The organism is Aeromonas sp. 6P (assembly GCF_051919525.1).
Taxonomy (GTDB): domain Bacteria; phylum Pseudomonadota; class Gammaproteobacteria; order Enterobacterales; family Aeromonadaceae; genus Aeromonas; species Aeromonas veronii.
This window is the reverse complement of the sequence record NZ_JBQBEO010000002.1, coordinates 1247253-1265452: the sequence shown is the minus strand read 5'-3', so window position 1 is coordinate 1265452 and position 18200 is coordinate 1247253. Positions and strand designations below refer to the sequence as shown.

General features: G+C 59.5%; 18 protein-coding genes and 1 pseudogene. 15 read left to right on the top strand and 4 right to left on the bottom strand.

Translation table 11 applies throughout. The annotated features are described in order from the left end of the window. Window positions 1-10 precede the first annotated feature (10 nt). Together rcsF and ACTG2J_RS06100 are read left to right on the top strand one after the other, a co-directional pair. Window positions 11-382 (top strand): Rcs stress response system protein RcsF, encoded by a 372-nt coding sequence (rcsF, locus tag ACTG2J_RS06105; RefSeq protein ID WP_013723982.1) that lies wholly within the window; start codon window positions 11-13, stop codon window positions 380-382. A gap of 9 nt (window positions 383-391) precedes the next feature. Further along, window positions 392-778, top strand: coding sequence for a DUF488 domain-containing protein (locus ACTG2J_RS06100; protein WP_216948227.1), 387 nt, complete (start codon window positions 392-394; stop codon window positions 776-778). 159 nt (window positions 779-937) lie between these two features. Here the strand turns inward: ACTG2J_RS06100 and ACTG2J_RS06095 are convergent, their stop codons facing one another. Continuing rightward, window positions 938-1936: an NAD-dependent epimerase/dehydratase family protein gene (locus ACTG2J_RS06095; protein ID WP_266134216.1), complete on the bottom strand. Its 999-nt coding sequence runs from the start codon at window positions 1934-1936 to the stop codon at window positions 938-940. Window positions 1937-2148: 212 nt separating this feature from the next. On the opposite strand from ACTG2J_RS06095, the gene tsaA reads away from it, so the two are divergent. Together tsaA and ACTG2J_RS06085 are read left to right on the top strand one after the other, a co-directional pair. After that, the gene (gene tsaA / locus ACTG2J_RS06090) at window positions 2149-2853 is read left to right on the top strand and encodes a tRNA (N6-threonylcarbamoyladenosine(37)-N6)-methyltransferase TrmO (RefSeq protein ID WP_439988894.1); all 705 of its coding nucleotides are present in this window, start codon (window positions 2149-2151) and stop codon (window positions 2851-2853) included. A gap of 288 nt (window positions 2854-3141) precedes the next feature. Then, window positions 3142-3690, top strand: coding sequence for a cytochrome b (locus ACTG2J_RS06085; protein WP_439997290.1), 549 nt, complete (start codon window positions 3142-3144; stop codon window positions 3688-3690). A gap of 75 nt (window positions 3691-3765) precedes the next feature. On the opposite strand, the gene ACTG2J_RS06080 is transcribed toward ACTG2J_RS06085, so the two are convergent. Beyond that, window positions 3766-4446, bottom strand: coding sequence for a polymer-forming cytoskeletal protein (locus ACTG2J_RS06080; RefSeq protein WP_204483919.1), 681 nt, complete (start codon window positions 4444-4446; stop codon window positions 3766-3768). A 199-nt stretch (window positions 4447-4645) separates the two neighbouring features. Between ACTG2J_RS06080 and ACTG2J_RS06075 the strand changes: the two genes are divergently transcribed. The 6 genes from ACTG2J_RS06075 (at window position 4646) to ACTG2J_RS06050 (ending at window position 8905) form a co-directional block, all read left to right on the top strand. After that, window positions 4646-5320 (top strand): response regulator transcription factor, encoded by a 675-nt coding sequence (locus ACTG2J_RS06075; RefSeq protein WP_040066247.1) that lies wholly within the window; start codon window positions 4646-4648, stop codon window positions 5318-5320. Then, a complete protein-coding gene (locus ACTG2J_RS06070; RefSeq protein ID WP_005338217.1) occupies window positions 5320-6705 on the top strand; it encodes an ATP-binding protein in 1386 nt (461 codons plus the stop codon). Before ACTG2J_RS06075 ends, ACTG2J_RS06070 begins: the two co-directional genes overlap by 1 nt. A gap of 368 nt (window positions 6706-7073) precedes the next feature. Next, complete coding sequence (locus tag ACTG2J_RS06065) at window positions 7074-7655, top strand: HEPN domain-containing protein (protein WP_113738860.1); 582 nt, start codon at window positions 7074-7076, stop codon at window positions 7653-7655. A 38-nt stretch (window positions 7656-7693) separates the two neighbouring features. Continuing rightward, window positions 7694-7975 carry a putative quinol monooxygenase gene (locus ACTG2J_RS06060; RefSeq protein WP_113738861.1) on the top strand — a complete coding sequence of 94 codons (282 nt, stop codon included), beginning with the start codon at window positions 7694-7696 and terminating at the stop codon, window positions 7973-7975. A 140-nt stretch (window positions 7976-8115) separates the two neighbouring features. Beyond that, window positions 8116-8544 (top strand): N-acetyltransferase, encoded by a 429-nt coding sequence (locus ACTG2J_RS06055; protein WP_113738862.1) that lies wholly within the window; start codon window positions 8116-8118, stop codon window positions 8542-8544. 112 nt (window positions 8545-8656) lie between these two features. Next, complete coding sequence (locus tag ACTG2J_RS06050) at window positions 8657-8905, top strand: DUF3297 family protein (protein WP_005338226.1); 249 nt, start codon at window positions 8657-8659, stop codon at window positions 8903-8905. A 127-nt stretch (window positions 8906-9032) separates the two neighbouring features. Here ACTG2J_RS06050 and ACTG2J_RS06045 read toward each other — a convergent pair whose 3' ends face one another. Together ACTG2J_RS06045 and puuR are read right to left on the bottom strand one after the other, a co-directional pair. Further along, a complete protein-coding gene (locus ACTG2J_RS06045; RefSeq protein WP_113738863.1) occupies window positions 9033-10310 on the bottom strand; it encodes an NAD(P)/FAD-dependent oxidoreductase in 1278 nt (425 codons plus the stop codon). A 45-nt stretch (window positions 10311-10355) separates the two neighbouring features. Continuing rightward, on the bottom strand, window positions 10356-10958 hold the full coding sequence (gene puuR / locus ACTG2J_RS06040) for an HTH-type transcriptional regulator PuuR (RefSeq protein WP_113738864.1): 603 nt from the start codon (window positions 10956-10958) through the stop codon (window positions 10356-10358). A gap of 416 nt (window positions 10959-11374) precedes the next feature. Here puuR and ACTG2J_RS06035 point away from each other — a divergent pair. From ACTG2J_RS06035 to ACTG2J_RS06015, 5 genes and pseudogenes are all read left to right on the top strand, one after another. Next, window positions 11375-12837, top strand: a pseudogene (locus ACTG2J_RS06035) (NAD-dependent succinate-semialdehyde dehydrogenase). 124 nt (window positions 12838-12961) lie between these two features. Further along, the gene (gene gabT / locus ACTG2J_RS06030) at window positions 12962-14251 is read left to right on the top strand and encodes a 4-aminobutyrate--2-oxoglutarate transaminase (RefSeq protein WP_376888537.1); all 1290 of its coding nucleotides are present in this window, start codon (window positions 12962-12964) and stop codon (window positions 14249-14251) included. A 366-nt stretch (window positions 14252-14617) separates the two neighbouring features. Further along, on the top strand, window positions 14618-15967 hold the full coding sequence (locus ACTG2J_RS06025; RefSeq protein ID WP_005359067.1) for an APC family permease: 1350 nt from the start codon (window positions 14618-14620) through the stop codon (window positions 15965-15967). A gap of 535 nt (window positions 15968-16502) precedes the next feature. Continuing rightward, the gene (locus tag ACTG2J_RS06020; protein WP_021230505.1) at window positions 16503-16769 is read left to right on the top strand and encodes a hypothetical protein; all 267 of its coding nucleotides are present in this window, start codon (window positions 16503-16505) and stop codon (window positions 16767-16769) included. Further along, on the top strand, window positions 16769-18115 hold the full coding sequence (locus tag ACTG2J_RS06015) for an APC family permease (RefSeq protein WP_005350109.1): 1347 nt from the start codon (window positions 16769-16771) through the stop codon (window positions 18113-18115). The genes ACTG2J_RS06020 and ACTG2J_RS06015 overlap by 1 nt, the downstream gene beginning before the upstream one ends. The last annotated feature ends 85 nt before the right edge of the window (window positions 18116-18200 follow it).

Genomic DNA, 18200 nt, shown 5'->3' with positions numbered 1-18200 from the left:
ATACGAGACGATGAAACGCCTGATCCTGATGATGCCCCTGATTGCCTCCGGCTGTGCCAACTACGCCTTCAACAGCAATCTGGATAAAGAGAACTTCGACGAATACTTCAAACCCGGTAGCGTGCGCATCTATGAACAGGATGAGCTGGCTGACCTCAACTACCTCTACCTTGGCACCATTGAGGGTGAATCCTGCCAGGCCGATGCCAACCAGCCGGTGCCCAACGCCGGTGAAGCGCGCACCCTGGCCCGCCGCCGCGCAGCCGACATGGGTGGCAACGGCGTCACCATCGACAAATGCGCCGAGTTCAGCGACACCCCGGGCTGCCTGAAACAGGTGATCTGCTACGGGCAGGCGCTGAAAGTGGCCGAAGAGAAGTAACCCGCTGTCATGGCCCTCGCTATCGTTCGCCTTGGCAGCCCGCGCCAGCCCGATGAGGGGCTGCGGATCGGCACGGTGCGCCGCCCGCCCCGCGGCGTACCCAAGAGCGAATTTGCCAGCCAGCATTGGTACGATGTCTGGTTTCCCAACCTGGCCCCCAGCAGCGAGACCATGAAGCTGGGGCAGGCAGCCGAGACACCCGCCCAGTGGGCGGCGTTTGGCAAACAGTACAAGGCCGAGATGGCGCAACCTGCCGCCAGGCATGATCTGGCGCTGCTGGCCGCCCTCTCCCACACCACCAACCTATCGGTGGGCTGTTACTGCGAACAGGAGTCCCGCTGCCATCGCACCATTTTGAAAGAGCTGCTGGTAGCCGCGGGGGCCGCCATTCGCTAACTCGGTGAGCGACAGCGATGTGATGGAGAATCGCGTCAGCCTGTATTCGGCAACCATCAGGCATGGATAGACAGAGAGGGCATCCCGCGGGATGCCCTCTCTCGTTGTATTCACACCTGCCGCGCCACGCTCGGTAGCAGCGGCTCGATGCCCCCTCTCTTATTGCAGACTGGGCTCCAGCAACTGCTGCCGCAGCGAAGTCTCCTCGGCCTGAGTCATGGCATGTTCCGCCACCCCGGCGACAGGCTCGATGGCCAGCCAGTGGGCAAGGTCGGCGGCGGTCTCCTCCAGCGGCCGGAAGTTCAATCCCTTCACGATGGCCGCCTCGGCGCTTATAGAGCCGTAACCGGTAAACTCCACCTGCGCGCAGGGCAGCAGGGTGGGATAGCTCTTCCAGGGCTCGATTCCGGCCGCCATCAGGGTCGACCAAGGCAACCACTCGGGCTGGATGGGGCGAGCGGGCTGCAACCGGGCGCTCAGCCGCTCCAGCCAGTCGCAGAGGGTAATGCCGGGCTTGAGCAAGTTGAATGTGCCCCCCAACTGCTGCTCGGCCGCGCGCAACACAAACTCGGCGCAATCGCGCACATCGAGATACTGCAAGCGATCCTCGCCACTGCCCGGCAGCAACCAGGGCCCGCCCTGCTGCACCCGCTTAATCCACCAGGCCATGCGACCGGTGGGATCATGGGGGCCGCACAGCACGCCCGGGCGCAGGATGCAAAGCCGCTCGCCCCAGCGGGCGCGATACTCCTGCTCGCACAACACTTTGAGCGGGCCATAGTCAGTGGGCATTTCCCCTTCGGGGATAGCATGCAGCGGCGCCGACTCATCCATTCCGGGGATTGAGAAATCGCGATAGACGCTGATGGTGGAGATAAAGATCAGCCGCGCGCAGCGCCCGAGCAAGGCCGTCGAGAGGCTCGCCGCCTGCTCGGGGCGATAGCAGCAGGTATCGATGACGAGATCCCACTGCAACCCGGCCCCTTGCAGGGCGCTCAGGCTCTTGTCCCTGTCGCCGGTGAGCTGCACCAGATCGCGCCAGTCCGGATGCTGGTGCAGGCCACGGTTGAACAGCGTCACTTCATGGCCCCAATTCAGCGCCAGCGCGGTGAGGTGGCGCCCCAAAAAACCGGTGCCACCGATAATCAGCAGTTTCATCCCTCTCCCTCCCCCTTGGACGCGAGTGCGCATATTTCATCCTGACACGCCAATGCCTCCACCCTACGCAACTCGGCGCGCGGGCACAGCCCCCGACTGGCCGGGATGGGACAGGGATCACGGCAGCGCCGCAGAAAAGGGCGTAGCGAGGCCAAGCCTGCGTTTTGGGGCCGCCTGTGCTAAATTGCCGGGGTTTTCAGTCAGGATCCGCCATGAAGTTCGAAATCGACACCCTCGGGATCATCCGCTCTCCCTACAAGGAGAAGTTCGCCATCCCCCGCCAGCCCGGACTGGTCAAATCGGCACGCGCCCGCCTCGAGCTGCTCCCCCCTTACGAGCAGCCGGATGTGCTGCGCGGCATCGAGCAGTTCTCCCATCTGTGGCTCAGCTTCGTGTTTCACCAGACCATGGCGCAGGGCTGGCACCCGACGGTGCGCCCGCCGCGCCTTGGCGGCAACGAGCGGGTTGGCGTCTTTGCCACTCGCTCCACCTTCCGCCCCAATCCGCTAGGGCTCTCGGTGGTCGAGCTGCACGGGGTAGGTCGCGAACGGGGCAAGTTGTGGCTGGAGCTGGGAGCGGTGGATCTGCTCGATGGCACCCCCATCGTCGATATCAAACCCTATATTCCCTATGCCGACAGCCTGCCGGATGCCCGTGGTGGTTTTGCCCCCGATGCGCCCACCCCGCCGCTGGCGGTGAGCTTCAGTGCCGAGGCAGAGCAGCAGTTGCAACCCTGGCTCAAGGCCCACCCCGAGCTGCGCCAGCTGGTGAGCGAAGTGCTGGCACAAGATCCGCGCCCCGCCTACAAGAAGGGCAAGCCCGATGAGAAGGAGTACGGGGTGCGGCTGTTTGACTGCAACGTCCGTTTTCGCATCAACGAACCCGCGTGTCTGGTAGTGGCCATCGAGCCCGCCTGAACCTGGGCGGGCCGACATCACTGATGCTATTTCACGCCTTCTTCACGTCACAAGGGGCTTAATGAGCCTGTAAATTGTGTGGCATTGATCAGACTATCCACCCGGTTGCCAGTGATACCATGCAGACAGCAGAGGGCATCTCCTCTCTGACTGATGCCAGCGGCAGACTGCCGGTTGATGGCAAGCATGGCAGCTCTGCTGTTGCCGCCAAAGGATCAGGCCTCGCCCCGACACGCTTGAGTACGGGGATGCCACACGGATGTGACAACACTTCGAAGGAACAAACCTATGCTGATGAACAGTGAACAACGTTATGGCACCCTGAATATCGGGCTGCACTGGCTGACCCTGTGGGCCATGATCGCCGTCTACGCCCTGATCGAATTTCGTGATATTTTCCCCAAAGGGGACCCTGGCCGGGATCTGATGAAGGAGTGGCACTTTATGCTGGGGCTGCTTATTTTCGCTCTGGTGTTTGTCAGACTGGCCCTGCGCTGGATAAGCCCGACGCCGCGTATCGTGCCCGAGCTCTCCCCAGTCATGCATAAGCTGGCAAAACTGGCCCACCTCGCCCTCTACGGTTTTCTCATGCTCACCCCGCTGTTTGGCTGGCTGCTGCTAAGCGCCGCGGGCAAGCCCATCCCCTTCTTCGGGCTTGAGCTGCCATCCCTGCTCTCCCCCAGTCCGGATCTCAAGGGGCTGATCAAGGAGGTGCACGAGACCCTGGGTAATATCGGTTACGCCCTGATCGGCCTGCACACGGTGGCGGCCCTCTATCACCACCATATTCTCAAAGACAATACCCTCACCAATATGCTGCCGCCGCGCCGCAGCTAACGGCTAACGGGGAAATGCAGAGGGGGCCATTGTGGCCCCCTCTGCATTTCCTGAACAGCACGCTGGCAAACGACATCACGCCTGCTTGGCCAGCTCCTCGGTCGGCTTGCCTTTCGGCTCGTGCGGCAGCTTTTTCACATTGCTCTTGCTCTCCGGCTGCTTGCTCCCGGACGAACTGTTTTCAGACAAGGCTTGCAACACGGGATCGGCCTTGCCGGCCACGGTGGGCTGGGACTGGCCAACAAAGTTGCCGCCCTTGCAGATGGAGAGACTGCCCCCCTTGAAGATCCCCTGCATCTTGCCGCTCTCCAGGATCTCCACCTCGGCGGAGGTACAGGTGCCTTCCAGCAGACCATTGATGATCACGTGGGGCGCACTCACCTCTCCCTCAACGCTACCACCCTGCATGATGCGCAGCACACCACCGATGAGCTGGATGGTGCCATTGATCTGACCGCGCACCTCCAGATCCCCCTCCACCTGCAACTCGCCCTTGAAGCGGGCCCCAGCTGCAATCACAGTGGCCCCGGCCGACGCAGTAGCCGCACCACCTTTGTTTCTTCCAAACATCCGTACTCTCTCCACCAACCACACAAGCAGAACCAGCGGCATCGGCGCCACTGGCCACAGAAAACAGGGCGACCCCAGCACGTAGAGCAGCAAGGCAGCCCCCCAGCAGAGCCAGACAATATAGAGGAGGTCGCTGCGCTCACGCTGTTGCAGTCGCGCCAGCAGCCTCCCGGCTATCTCTCTCATCACATCAAACCTTTCGCAGCATGGCTGCCGACCAGCAGGCCATCGACAACCCGGACAATGGTTAAACGACCAGTTGGCACGAACTCTGAAGTCCCGCTGATTCAGTCCCGATACAGCCGGGATGCATTAGGATTCGAATTGACTCGAAGCGACATACACTTTCTAATTGACAGCCTGGATCCCTATGACCGCTCACATCATGAAAATTCTGTTGGTCGAAGACGACAAGCTGCTCAATCACCACCTCTCCTCTCTGCTGACCGAAGCCGACAATCAGGTCTACAGCACCGACCAGGCCGGGATTGCACTGCACTACGCCGCCGACTATCCCATTGATGTGGCCATCATCGACCTCGGTCTGCCCGATATGGACGGCCTGCAACTGATCCGGCAACTGCGTGAACGGCAGATCCCCTTCCCCATCATTGTGCTGACCGCCCGTGGCAACTGGCAGGACAAGGTCGAAGGACTGGAAGCAGGTGCTGATGACTATCTGGTCAAACCGTTCCAGAAAGATGAGCTGCTGGCCCGACTCAATGCACTGGTGCGCCGCAGCGCCGGTTTTATCTCGCCCAAGGTGAAGGCCGGTGATTACGAGCTGGATCTCTCCCGCAAGGAACTGACTATCGCCGGTGAAGTGGCGGTGCTCACCAGCTTTGAATACCTCATTCTGGAGTACCTGATGCGCAATGCTCGTCAGGTGGTCTCCAAGCAGCAACTGCTCGACCAGCTCTACGGCGATGGCGAAGGGGACCCCAATACCATCGAGGTGATGGTGAGCCGCCTGCGCAAGAAGCTGGATCCGGAGGGAACGATTCAACCCATCTCCACCATCCGGCGTCAGGGTTACATCTTCAACCTCTCCTGTAACTGATGCAGTTTCATCTGCCGCGCCCCATCAAGATGATCCGCAGCTCACTGCACATCAAACTGCTGCTCAGCTCGCTGCTGGTCATCGCGCTTATCATGGGGTTTGCCGTCTACGCCCTCTACCTCGGCCATGTCGAGGAGCAGACCCAGAAGGCCAGCGCCCGAATGCAGGAGAACCTGGCCAAGCTGTTTTCCTCCACCGAGCCGGATGACAAGGGGTCAAACGTCGAGCTGGGGCGGATATCCCGTGGTGCGGGGGATCGCAACCTCGATACCCTGATCTGCCGCGCCGATGGCGATCTGGTCTGGTCGAGCCTCCATATGCCGGAGGTGATCAAGGCCAAACAGACCATCTGCGGCGATCTGATGAAGTATCTGGGGGGGATGGATCTCGACTACTTCTTCAAGAAGCACACCATCAAGAACGGCGAGAGCTACTTCGTCTACAGCCTGCGGTTTATCCGCAATCCCGGCAGCGGCACCACCGCCTACTACGTGGTGATGATCGACTCGGCCAAACGCTACCACGAAGAGTCCCGCACCTACCTCTACCAGACTGCCAAACAGGCGCTGCTCGCCTATATGCTGCTGGCCGGGCTGCTGCTGCTCACCACCTTCTGGAGCCTCAGCTCCCTGCGCACCATCGCCCGTCAGATCGACGATATCCGGGCTGGCAAGCGCGATGACCTCTCGAGCGATTTTGAACGGGAGCTGGCCCCGCTGACCGACTCCATCAACCAACTGCTGGAAAACGAACGCCAGCAGACCCAGCGCTACCAGCACGCCCTCAACGATCTCGCCCACAGCCTTAAAACCCGGCTGGCGCTGATCCAGATCACCACCCGCGAAGTGAAGCTGGGGCGGGAGATCCACGACAACATCAACGAGCAGATCCTCACCATGGATCAGATGATCCAGTATCAGCTCAGACGGGCCGTGACCGGCCGCCAGCGCCTTGCCAGCAAAGGAACCGAGCCGGTACCGCTGATTGAAAAACTGCTGGCCAGCCTGACCAAGGTCTATCGCCACAAGAAGCTGCAAACCCACTTCAAGTTCGACGATGACGCCCTCTTCCACGGCGAACAGGGCGACCTTATGGAGCTGATGGGCAACCTGCTCGACAACGCCTGCAAGTTTGCCATCAGCGAAGTGAAGGTGACGGTGCGCCGCCATCTCGAGCGGCTGCGTATCGAAGTGGAAGATGATGGCCCGGGAATCGATCCGGCCAAATCGGAGCAGATCTTCCAGCGCGGCGTGCGGGCAGACAGTTCACCCGGTCAGGGCATAGGACTGGCGGTGGTGACCGAAATCGTCCACAGCTACGGCGGCCAGATCCGGGTCGATGAATCCCCCCTCGGCGGTGCCCGCTTTACCCTGGACTTACCCTGATCGTCATTGCCCTACCCAGCCTCGCCAGTGATGCCCCTATCACAAGGCCCCCAACCTCGGGGGCCTTATCGTTTCTGCCACCCAAGTTGTTTTAATTTATTGATCCGGAACTGATTCTCGCCCCTCTGCCCTTCCACCACCGGCTTCAATCGGTATCATGGTTGCGCGGCACAAAGCCTCTTACGGATCTACGCCATGAGCCTTCGCTGTCAGAAGGGTGTTTCCGCAGAACATGGGTTAAAAGAAGCACACCGGGAGCTGGAACCTGGAGGGTTAGATTTTTATGATATTGGGATGAATATATTCATATGTGGTTTAACATAAATATATTTTTCTTAGTTACAGCTTAAATTAACAATGAGGTTTTCGTGGACAAATGGTTATGTTTTTATAGGAAATATTTTTGTTCCGAGCCTCAACTTAAATTTTTCGTTGAGTCTTGCGAACAACTAAATTTAGAAAATGATAAACATCGAGCCAAGGTTATGATGCACCAAGGCCAGCGATTATCAATGATTGCCGATGCAATGGAAGATGTTGTTGAAAACAGGGATCAACTAAAATTATTATTTCTAATAATCGCTACTGAAAACATTTCGAAATTGCACCTTGCTATTAATAAAGAAGGACATTCTAAATATCATGTTAAGCGTTTCTTCAAAACTTTTTGTTGTGAAAAGGATCAACAAACACTGATTGATTGCATTCAAGTCATTGGTGGGAATAAAGATATAAACTCTGTAGTTGATGTTTTATACAAAATTAGATGCGATGTTGTCCATGAAGGCAACTATTGGTGGTTCAACTTTGCTACTGATACCAGACCATCTATTCTATCGAGCAAAGATGGTACGCAAATGATAAAACTTAACATTAAATATCATGACTTCAAAGATATTATAGTTAGGGGTATAATTAAAGCCACACAGGATATACTTCAAACACAGTAATGAAAATAAATATTAGTGTGTGCATGCAAGGATGAAAAATGTACAAGATTATATTAAATGGATTTATTATCGTCCCCCCCAACGATTTGGCTGCGGTCAAGGATGAACTTGATAACCATATCTATTTAACCCGCGCTGAAACTGGATGCCTGATCTTTAAGGTGACTCAAGATCCTGTCAATCCCTGCCGATTCGATGTCTATGAAGAGTTTGTTGATGATGCGGCTTTTCAAGCACACCAAGCCAGAGTCAAATCCTCCCGTTGGGGGGAAATAACCGTCAATGTCGAGCGACACTATACGGTAACAGGGATTGTATAAATCACAGCCTTGCCATTTTGGCCAAGGTGGCGAACCGGGAGTGGCGCAGAACTCTCCCCCCCCTCTCGCTACCGCGAATGCCCGATTACGCTGCGCTTATCGAACCTGCGTTACTTCCACTCTTTGTTATTAAGGCCACTATGATCCGCCCATTATTAACAACCGATCTGGATGCCGCCGTCGAGCTCTGGTATCAGGCTTCGGTCAAGGCCCACGACTTTATTTCCGCCGATTTCTGGCATGCGCAGCGTGCAGCGATGCGGGATATCTATTTGCCTGCCAGCGAGAGCTGGGTCTATGAGGAGGATGGACTGCTACTGGGCTTTATCTCCTGGTATCAGGGGTCTCTCGCCGCGCTGTTTATCTCCCCAACTCACCAATCACACGGGCTGGGTCGCCAACTGCTCGAACACCTCAAAGCCCAATATAACCGACTCGAGTTGACGGTCTACGCCGAAAATGAGCAGGCGCGGCGCTTCTATTCCCGCAACGGTTTCAAAGAGGGTGAGCAGCAGTTGTGCGAGCATAGCGGACACCCCGAGTTGGTGATGCATTGGCAACGGGATTAAGCGGGTTTCCCATAGCGATGGCGAGCACGCTTTGCCTGTTTTGTAGCCGCCTTGAATGCCATGGCGGCATTCTCTACAATGACCCACTTTTTATTCATTTCGGGTTATATCGATGAGCGATACCAGCACCAAACCGGCTCTGCCGGATCACCTCTCCTGCAATCCCCGCAGCCCTCACTATGTGGCCGCCTGCTTCGAGCACCCGATCGGTATTCGCCTGAACGGCAAAGAGCGCACCGACGTCGAAGAGTACTGCATCAGCGAAGGTTGGGTAAAGATCCCCTCCCCCAAGGCGCTGGATCGCCGTGGTCAGCCCATCCTGATCAAACTCAAGGGCACCGTTGAAGCCTTCTACAGCTAAACAGCGCGCTGCAGTTTGATAAACAACAAGGCCACCCTCGCGGTGGCCTTGTTGTTTCCGGTATTGGTGCTTGCGTCAGCGTTATCTAAGCGGCAGCCACCAACCCACATTTCTCGCAGAGCGGCTCTTATACCCCCAGCCGGTCGCGCAGGGTGTACCAGGCGGCGCCCGCGGCGGTAAAGGGTATACGGAACAGGCGGCCACCCGGGAAGGGGTAGTGCGGCAGTTTGGCAAAGGCATCGAAGCGCTCCGCCTGACCGCTCAGCACCTCGGAGAGCAGCTTGCCCGCCAGATGGGTACAGGTGACGCCGTGGCCGCTGTAGCCCTGCATGTAGTAGATGTTGGGGCCGATGCGACCAAACTGTGGCAGCCGCGACAGGGTGAGCAGGAAGTTGCCGGTCCAGGTGTACTCCACCTTGACGTCGGCCAGTTGCGGGAAGGTTTTCAGCATCTTGGGGATGATCAGCCGCTCGATATCCGCCGGATCCCGCGCGCCATAGACAACGCCGCCGCCATAGAGCAGCCGGTGATCGCCGGAGGTACGGTAGTAGTCGAGCAGGTAGTTGCAATCCTCCAGACAGTAGTTCTGCGGCAAGAGAGACCGGGCCCGCTCCTCTCCCAGCACCTCGGTGGCGATCACCTGGGTGCCACAGGGCATGCTCTTGCTGGCCAGTTCCGGCACCAGATTGCCGAGGTAGGCATTGCCCGCCACCACCACAAAGCGCGCCTTCACCGCCCCCTTGGCGGTCTTGACCAAGGCTGGCTGCCCCGGGGTGATACTGGTGACGACGGATTGTTCGAAGATCTGCCCGCCCTGGATGCGGATGGCTTCCGCCTCCCCCAACGCCAGATTGAGCGGGTGAATATGGCCGCCGCTCTTGTCGAGCAGGGCGCCGACGTAGCGATCGCTCGCGACCACCTCGCGCACCCCCTTGGCATCGAGCAGCTCCAGCTGGTCGTTGCCCCACTTCTGCCAGCGGGCGTATTGGGATTTGAGCTCGTGCAGCTGCTTCTCGGTCTCGGCGGCAAAGACGCCCCCCTCCTGCAGATCGCACTGGATGTTGTAGCGCTTGATCCGCTCGCGGATGATCTGGCCCCCCTCAAACAACATGGAACCGAGCAGCCTGGCCTGATCCGGCGGGCAGTTCGCTTCTATGGTGTCGATGTCGCGGCTGTAGGAGTTGACGATCTGGCCGCCGTTGCGGCCGCTGGCGCCAAAGCCGACCCGGGCAGCCTCCAGCACCACCACCCTGTAGCCCTTCTCCACCAGATGCAGAGCGCTGGAGAGGCCGGTATAGCCCGCGCCGATGACGCAGACATCGCACTCCAGCTGCTCGGTCAATGTCGGATAGGGCGCGTGTTTATTGGCGCTAGCTGCGTAGTAACTGTTTACATGTTCGGTCATGATCCCTGTTTCCTTACCGGTTCGGTTGCCAAACTACTGTCAGGATTAAAAGCTCGCCGGGGTGTGGGCGCTGACGATGCGACAGGTCTCCCCCGACGGATTGCTGAAGCTGTGGGGCTCGCCGGTGTCGATCACATAGCTGTCGCCCGCCTCCAGCGGATAACTCTGGCCCGCCACCGTCAGGATCACCGACCCCTCCAGCACAGTGCCGACCTCCTCCCCCTGATGAGTCACCTGACCGCCAGTGTCGGTGCCGGGGGGATAGGTCTCGAGCATAAAGCCGAGCTGGCGGCGGTTGTTGCCGTTGTGCACCAGCTTGAGGGAGACCCCCTGACTGCCCAGCTCGATCAGCTGATCAGCCTTGATCACCACCTCCGGAGTGCGGCTCTCCTCCTCGGCGAAGAAGCGAGACAGCGGCAGGCCGTAGATGGTGAGCAGCTTTTGCAGGGAGGCGACCGAGGGGCTCACCTTGTCCTGCTCGATCATGCAGATGGCGCCATGAGTCAGGCCGCTCAGCTCGGCCGCCCGCCGCTGGGAGAGCCCCAGCTGATGGCGCACCGCCGCCAGCCGTTCCCCCATGGTGCGCGCCCCGGTGTCAGCCCCACTCAACGGTCGAGCCACGCCTTCCCGGCTCTGTGGCCCGCTCACCGCAAGCCTCCTCTTGCTGCGCTATCTCTGCATCCTTGCATCATCAGCCTCTCCTGCTTGCGCGTGATCGCATCGGATCAAGCGCAGCCTGTTTACCCTGCTGGTTAAAATAGCCAACCAGCTTTCCCTTGCCGTTCACTATGTTACACAACACAACCGTTCATTATTTTGCACACCTGATTTACCATCCCCCGGTCATCTGCCCACCTGCAGCCTGCAAGCGAACCGGAGAAAGCGCGCTACACAGCCCATTTTCTAGCATGGCGCCCCCCGGCAATTCAAATATATTTAACACTTGAAAAACATTTCAGCTCAAATTATGGTCTTCCTGTGCTTATTATTTTATACGGCAGCGGCGCAGGAAGGGTCGGCTCACTCCGGCAACCAGCTGCTCTGACCCACACTCGAGGCTTCTCATGTCAGGAACAACATCCCACTCCAGCTTGATCACATCCCGCGCCTATATAGATGGACAGTGGTGCGAGGCCGCCAGCGGCCGCACCTTCGAGGTCACCAACCCCGCCAGCGGTGCCGTCATTACCCAGGTGCCCGACATGGATGCCGAGGATACCCGCCGCGCCATCGCGGCCGCCCACGCGGCGCAACCCGCCTGGGCAGCGCTGACCGCCAAGGAGCGCAGCAACAAGCTCTACGCCTGGTTTGCCGCCATCACAGCCCACAGCGACGAACTGGCCCGCATCATGACCTGCGAGCAGGGCAAGCCACTGGCGGAAGCAAAGGGAGAGGTGGCCTATGGCGCCAGCTTTATCCAGTGGTTCGCCGAGGAGGGCAAGCGCGCCTATGGCCGCACCATCCCGGGCTTTAGCGGCGATCGCCGGTTGGCAACCATCAAGCAGCCGGTCGGGGTCGTCGCCGCCATCACCCCGTGGAATTTCCCGATTGCCATGATCACCCGCAAGGCGGGCCCGGCGCTGGCAGCCGGTTGCACCATCGTCATAAAACCTGCCGCCGAGACCCCGCTCTGCGCGCTGGCACTGGCGCTGCTTGCCGAGCAGGCGGGCATCCCCGCCGGTGTCATCAATATCGTCACCAGTCATCAGGCTAGCGCGGTAGGCAACGAGCTGTGCAGCAATCCGGTGGTGCGCAAGCTCTCCTTCACCGGCTCCACCCGCATCGGCAAGCTGCTGATGCGCCAGTGCGCCGACACCATGAAAAAGCTGTCGCTGGAGCTCGGTGGCAACGCTCCCTTTATCGTCTTTGACGACGCCGACCTCGATGCCGCGGTGGCCGGGGCGCTCGCCTCCAAATACCGCAACGCCGGGCAGACCTGCGTCTGCGCCAACCGCATTCTGGTGCAGGCCAGCGTCTACGACGCCTTTGCCGAGAAGCTGACTGCCGCCGTCAAGGCCTTCAAGGTGGGGGATGGCATGGCGGAGGCACCCAAATTGGCCCGCTGATCAACCCGGCTGCCGCCAGCAAGGTGGCCGAGCTGGTGCAACAATCGGTCGCCGCCGGTGCCGAGCTGCTGCTGGGGGGCGAAGCCCATCCCGCCGGCCCCCTCTTCTACCGCCCCACCATTCTGGGCAAGGTGGATAAAACCAACCCCATCCTGCAGGAGGAGATCTTCGGCCCGGTCGCCCCGCTGGTGCGCTTCGAGACGGAAGCCGAGGCCATCGCCATTGCCAACGACACCCCTTATGGCCTGGCCGCCTACTTCTATGGCCGCGATATCACCCGGGTGTGGCGCGTCGCCGAACAGCTGGAATACGGCATGGTTGGCATCAACGAGGGGATCATCTCCACCGAGCTGGCCCCCTTTGGCGGCATCAAGGAGTCGGGTCTGGGCCGGGAAGGGGCCGCCGAGGGACTGGAGGAGTATCTCGAGACCAAATACCTCTGCTTTGGCGCCATTCGCTAGGGCAGCAACAGAGAGACAAGGCGCCGCCGATCTGGCCCGATGGGCTGAGCGGCGGTGATCGGCGCCAAAACGCCTGCCACATTTTCAGGGAATATCGGGGGCTGCGGCCCCTCAGGGAGGAAAGATGAGTCAGTCAGAATCAAACAAGGCGTGGCAAGCGCGCCGCGAAGCGGCCGTGGTCAACGGCGTTGGCACCCTGCTGCCGGTCTTTATCGACCGGGCGCAAAATGCCGAGCTGTGGGATGTGGAGGGCAACCGCTACATCGACTTTGCCTCCGGCATCGCCGTGCTCAACACCGGTCACAACCACCCCAAAGTGGTGGCGGCGGTGCGTGAACAGCTCGAAAAATTCAGCCACACCTGCTTTCAGGTCACCCCCTACCCGGGCTATATCGAGCTTGCCGAGAAGCTCAACGCCCTGGTGCCCGGCCCGACGCCGAAGCGCACCCTATTTCTCTCCACCGGCGCCGAGGCGGTCGAGAACGCCATCAAGATCGCCCGCGCCCACACCGGTCGCAGCGGCACCATCGCCTTCAAGGGGGGCTTTCACGGTCGCACCATGATGGGAATGGCGCTCACCGGCAAGGTGGTGCCCTACAAGACCGGCTTTGGCCCCTTCCCGGGGGAGGTCTACCACATCCCCTTCCCTGCCGATTATCTCGGGGTGAGTGAAGAGGATGCCCTGCACGCCCTCGAGCTCTGCTTCAGCGCTGATATCGAGCCGAGCAGGGTGGCCGCCATCATCATCGAGCCGGTGCAGGGCGAAGGGGGCTTCTATCCCGCCTCCCCGAGCTTTATGCAGAAGCTGCGCAGCGTCTGCGACCAGCACGGCATTCTGCTGATCTGCGACGAGATCCAGAGCGGTTTTTGCCGCACCGGCAAGACCTTCGCCACCGAGTATGCCGGCATCGAGCCGGACATCATGACGTTGGCCAAGAGTCTGGCGGGTGGCTTCCCCCTCTCCGCCGTGGTGGGCAAGGCGGAGATCATGAACTCGGCCAAACCGGGTGGTCTGGGTGGCACCTATGCGGGGGCCCCCATTGCCTGCGCCGCCGCGCTGGCGGTATTGCAGGTGATCGACGAGGAGAAACTCAACCAGAAAGCGCTGGATCAGGGGGAGCAGATCAAGGCGGGGCTGGAACGCATAGCCGAGCGTTTTGACTGCATAGGTCAAATTCGCGGCCCCGGTGCCATGGTGGCCATGGAGCTGGTAAAACGGCGTGATGCCAGTCAGCCCGATCCCGACCTTACCAAGCGACTGGTGGCCGAGGCGGGCAAACGGGGTCTGGTCCTGCTCTCATGCGGGGTGCGCGCAAATGTCATCCGTTTTCTCGCCCCCCTGACAGCCCCTGCGGCAGTGATTGACGAGGGGCTGCAACTCCTTGAAAAATCACTGGAGGCCGTGCTGGCCTGACCAGCAGGAAAGTGACCACTTACCTGTGCAAATAAATGCAATTTTGCCCCCTTTTTTTCTTGTCAAGGGGGCCCTGCAAATGCACAATGCGCCGCCACTGAAAGAACCGATGTAAAACAATGGCATCGGTTCTTTTTTAGACAGTGAACAAACCCATAAACGAGGCCGGATCACCCCCGGAAAAGATAGCGAGATTGGCAGCAGTCTCCCGACACCAAGTCTAGTGAGGAACAACATGGGGCATCTCAATGCTTTCCAACCGGCCATGGCCGGTGTGCGCCGCCCTGGCGCCCTTGATTCCCGGGCCTCTCTCCCGGTTTCGTTGATGGACCGTGCCACTCTGGCACTGCATGAGGAACATGCATAATGGCGGCCCAGCAGGTTGGTCTGAAAAAGACCCTCAAACTGTGGCAGGTCGTGGTTATGGGACTGGCGTACCTCACCCCCATGGCGGTGTTCGACACCTTCGGCATCGTTACCGAGATCACCGAAGGTCATGTGCCAACCGCCTACCTGTTTGCCCTCATCGGCATGCTGTTCACTGCCCTGAGCTACGGCCATCTGGTGCGCAAGTTCCCGTCAGCCGGCTCGGCCTATACCTATGCCCAGAAGGTGTTTCACCCCTATGTCGGCTTTATGGTGGGCTGGACCTCCCTGCTCGACTACATGTTCATGCCGATGATCAACATGCTGCTGGCCAAGATCTATCTGGAAGCCCTCTTCCCGAACGTGGAGCCCTGGACCTATATCTTCGGTCTGGCGGCGGTGATGACCGCCCTCAACCTGCGCGGCATCAAGCTAGTGGCCAACTTCAACAGCCTGATCGTGGTAATGCAGTTCAGCATCATCGCCATCTTCATCGGACTGATCGCCTGGGGCGTGCACAACGGTGAAGGGCTGGGTACCGTGGCCAGCAGCCGTCCATTCTTCTCCGAGCAGATCCAGGTGTCACCGCTGCTGATGGGGGCCTCCATCCTCTGTCTGTCGTTCCTCGGTTTTGACGCCATCAGTACCCTGTCGGAAGAGACCCCGGACGCGGATCGGGTGATCCCCCGCGCCATCGTGCTGACGGCATTGATCGGCGGCGTGCTGTTTGTCACCACCTCCTACTTCCTGCAACTCTACTTCCCGGACATCTCCCGCTTCCAGCATCCGGATGCGGTATTGCCGGAGATCGCCCTCTATGTCGGCGGCAAGCTGTTCCAGGCGGTGGTACTGGTCTGCACCACAGTAGCGGTACTGGCCTCGGGGCTCGCCTCCCACGCCGGTGTATCGCGCCTGCTCTACGTGATGGGTCGTGATCGCGCCCTGCCCGCCCGCTTCTTCGGTTACATCCATCCGAAGTGGCAGACTCCGGCGTTCAACGTGCTGCTGGTCGGCCTGCTGGCCCTCTCTGCGGTGTCGCTGGATCTGGAGATGGCGCTGGCGCTGATCAACTTTGGCGCCCTGGTGGCCTTCACCTTCGTCAATCTGGCGGTGATTGCCCACTTCTATGTGAAGCTGGGCCGCAACAAGTGTCTCAAGGACCACCTGATGTACCTGCTGCTGCCGCTCTGTGGCGCCGCCTGCATCGGGGTACTGTGGCTCAACCTCGAGCCCTCCTCCTTCGAGCTGGGGCTGATCTGGGCGGCGCTGGGGGCCATCTACCTGTTCCTGCGCCTGACCGTGTTCCGCATCCCGCTGCATACCGCCGACAAGGTGGAGATTGCCCAGTAACCGCTGGCGCCCCCCCCCGATAGCGAACAAGGAGCCTGCGGGCTCCTTGTTGTTTTTGCGGCGCGCTGGTGGCCAGCTGCACGGGTTGCCAGAAACGCGGTTTCTGCAGGAAGTGTGACTGATTTCAAATAACTACCCAGCCGGGCTGCTCGCCGTGCCATGGCCCGAGCCGCGTTGCCTTCTATCCTCAGTCATTAATGTGAATGGATATGCAATAGATCTTTTTCCACTTCACCCCCTTCCATCCCCCGCCAGCCGATAAGATCGCTGGACTCGAGCCCGGGGGAACGCCGGCAAATATGATCAGGATCAATGTTGAGGCGCTATGCACCCTGCAGCCCCGATTTGCCGATTTTTCATACGCCACGACAGGGTTCTCTTCCCCCCGAAAAAGGGGGAGCGGCTCGGGGACGGCTGCAGGGGGCGAGTGACCACTTACCTGCCCCGTGCGTATGCAAAAAAATGCGTTAATCCGCCCTTTTTTGCTTGTCAAGGGGGCTGACCGAATGCACAATACGCCGCCAATAAAGGACCGATGTTCACTGCGACATCGGTTTTTGTATTTTTGAAGTGCAGTACAAACCCACCACAAGAGGCCGGAACGTTTCCGGAAGTGATATTCGAGATTGCCAAACAATCTCCCGACGTTGAGAGGATAACAATGGGGCGTTTTAATGCTTTCCTGCCGGTACAGCCCGGTATGCGCCTCCCCGGCGCCCTTGATGTACAGGCTTGCGAATCCATCGTATCCCTGCGCTCGTTGCAAGCACGTGCTGCGGCACTGATTGAGGAGAAAGCGTAATGGCATCGCAAAACGCCAAGCTGCTCAAGACCCTTACCCTGACACAAGTGATTGTGATGGGTCTGGCCTATCTGACCCCCATGGCTGTCTTCGACACCTTCGCCATCGTCGGTGACATCACCGATGGCCGGGTCGCCACCGCCTATCTGCTGGCTCTGGGTGGCATCCTGCTCACCGCTTTCAGCTACGGACATCTGGTACGCAAGTTCCCCTCTGCGGGCTCTGCCTATACCTATGCCCAGAAGGTGTTCAACCCCTACGTCGGTTTCATGGTCGGCTGGTCATCCCTGCTCGACTACATGTTCATGCCGATGATCAACATCCTGCTGGCCAAGATCTACCTGACCGCCATGTTCCCGGGCGTCGAGCCCTGGGTGTTCATCTTCGGTCTGGTGACCGTGATGACCTTCCTCAACCTGCGCGGCATCAATCTGGTGGCCAACTTCAACGGTCTGATCGTGGTGATCCAGCTGGCCATCATCACCCTCTTTATCGGCCTGATGGCGTGGGGCATCTACCACGGTGAAGGGGCTGGCACCCTGATGAGCAGCCGTCCGTTCCACTTCGAGTCAGCACAGCTGGTGCCGCTCTTTACCGGTGCAACCATCCTCTGCTTCTCGTTCCTGGGCTTTGACGGTCTGAGCTCCCTCTCCGAAGAGACTCCGAACGCCGGCAAGGTGATCCCCAAGGCGATCGTGCTGACGGCTCTTATCGGCGGCATCATCTTCGTGGTGGTCTCTTACTGCCTGCAGCTCTACTTCCCGAGCCTCTCCCGCTTCCAGCATCCGGATGCGGTACTGCCGGAGATCGCCCTCTACGTTGGCGGCACCTTCTTCCAGTCCGTGGTGCTGGTCTGCACCACGGTCGCGGTACTGGCCTCCGGCATGGCGGCTCACGCCGGTGTGTCGCGCATCCTCTACGTGATGGGTCGTGATCGCATGATCCCGGAGCGGGTGTTTGGCTACATCCACCCGAAATATCGTACTCCGGCTATCAACGTGCTGATGGTGGGCGGTCTGGCCCTCTCCGCAGTGTCGTTTGATCTGGATACCGCGCTGGCGCTGGTCAACTTCGGCGCACTGGTGGCGTTCAGCTTCGTCAACCTGTCGGTGATCGGTCAGTTCTGGGTGCGCGAGAAGCGCAACAAGACCCTCAAGGATCACGTCATCTACCTGTTGATGCCGTTGCTCGGTGCCGCCACCATCGGTGCTCTGTGGATCAACCTGGAGCAGAGCTCGCTGGAGCTGGGCCTGATCTGGGCTGGCCTCGGCGCAACCTATCTGTTCCTGCGTCTGGCGGTGTTCCGTATCCCGTTCCGTCAGTACGAAGAGGCGGCTGACGCCTGATCCTTTGCGGATAACGGATAGACAGAAGGGGAGCCATGGCTCCCCTTCTTGCTATTTGACGGGCTGAATATGGGGTTCGACTATT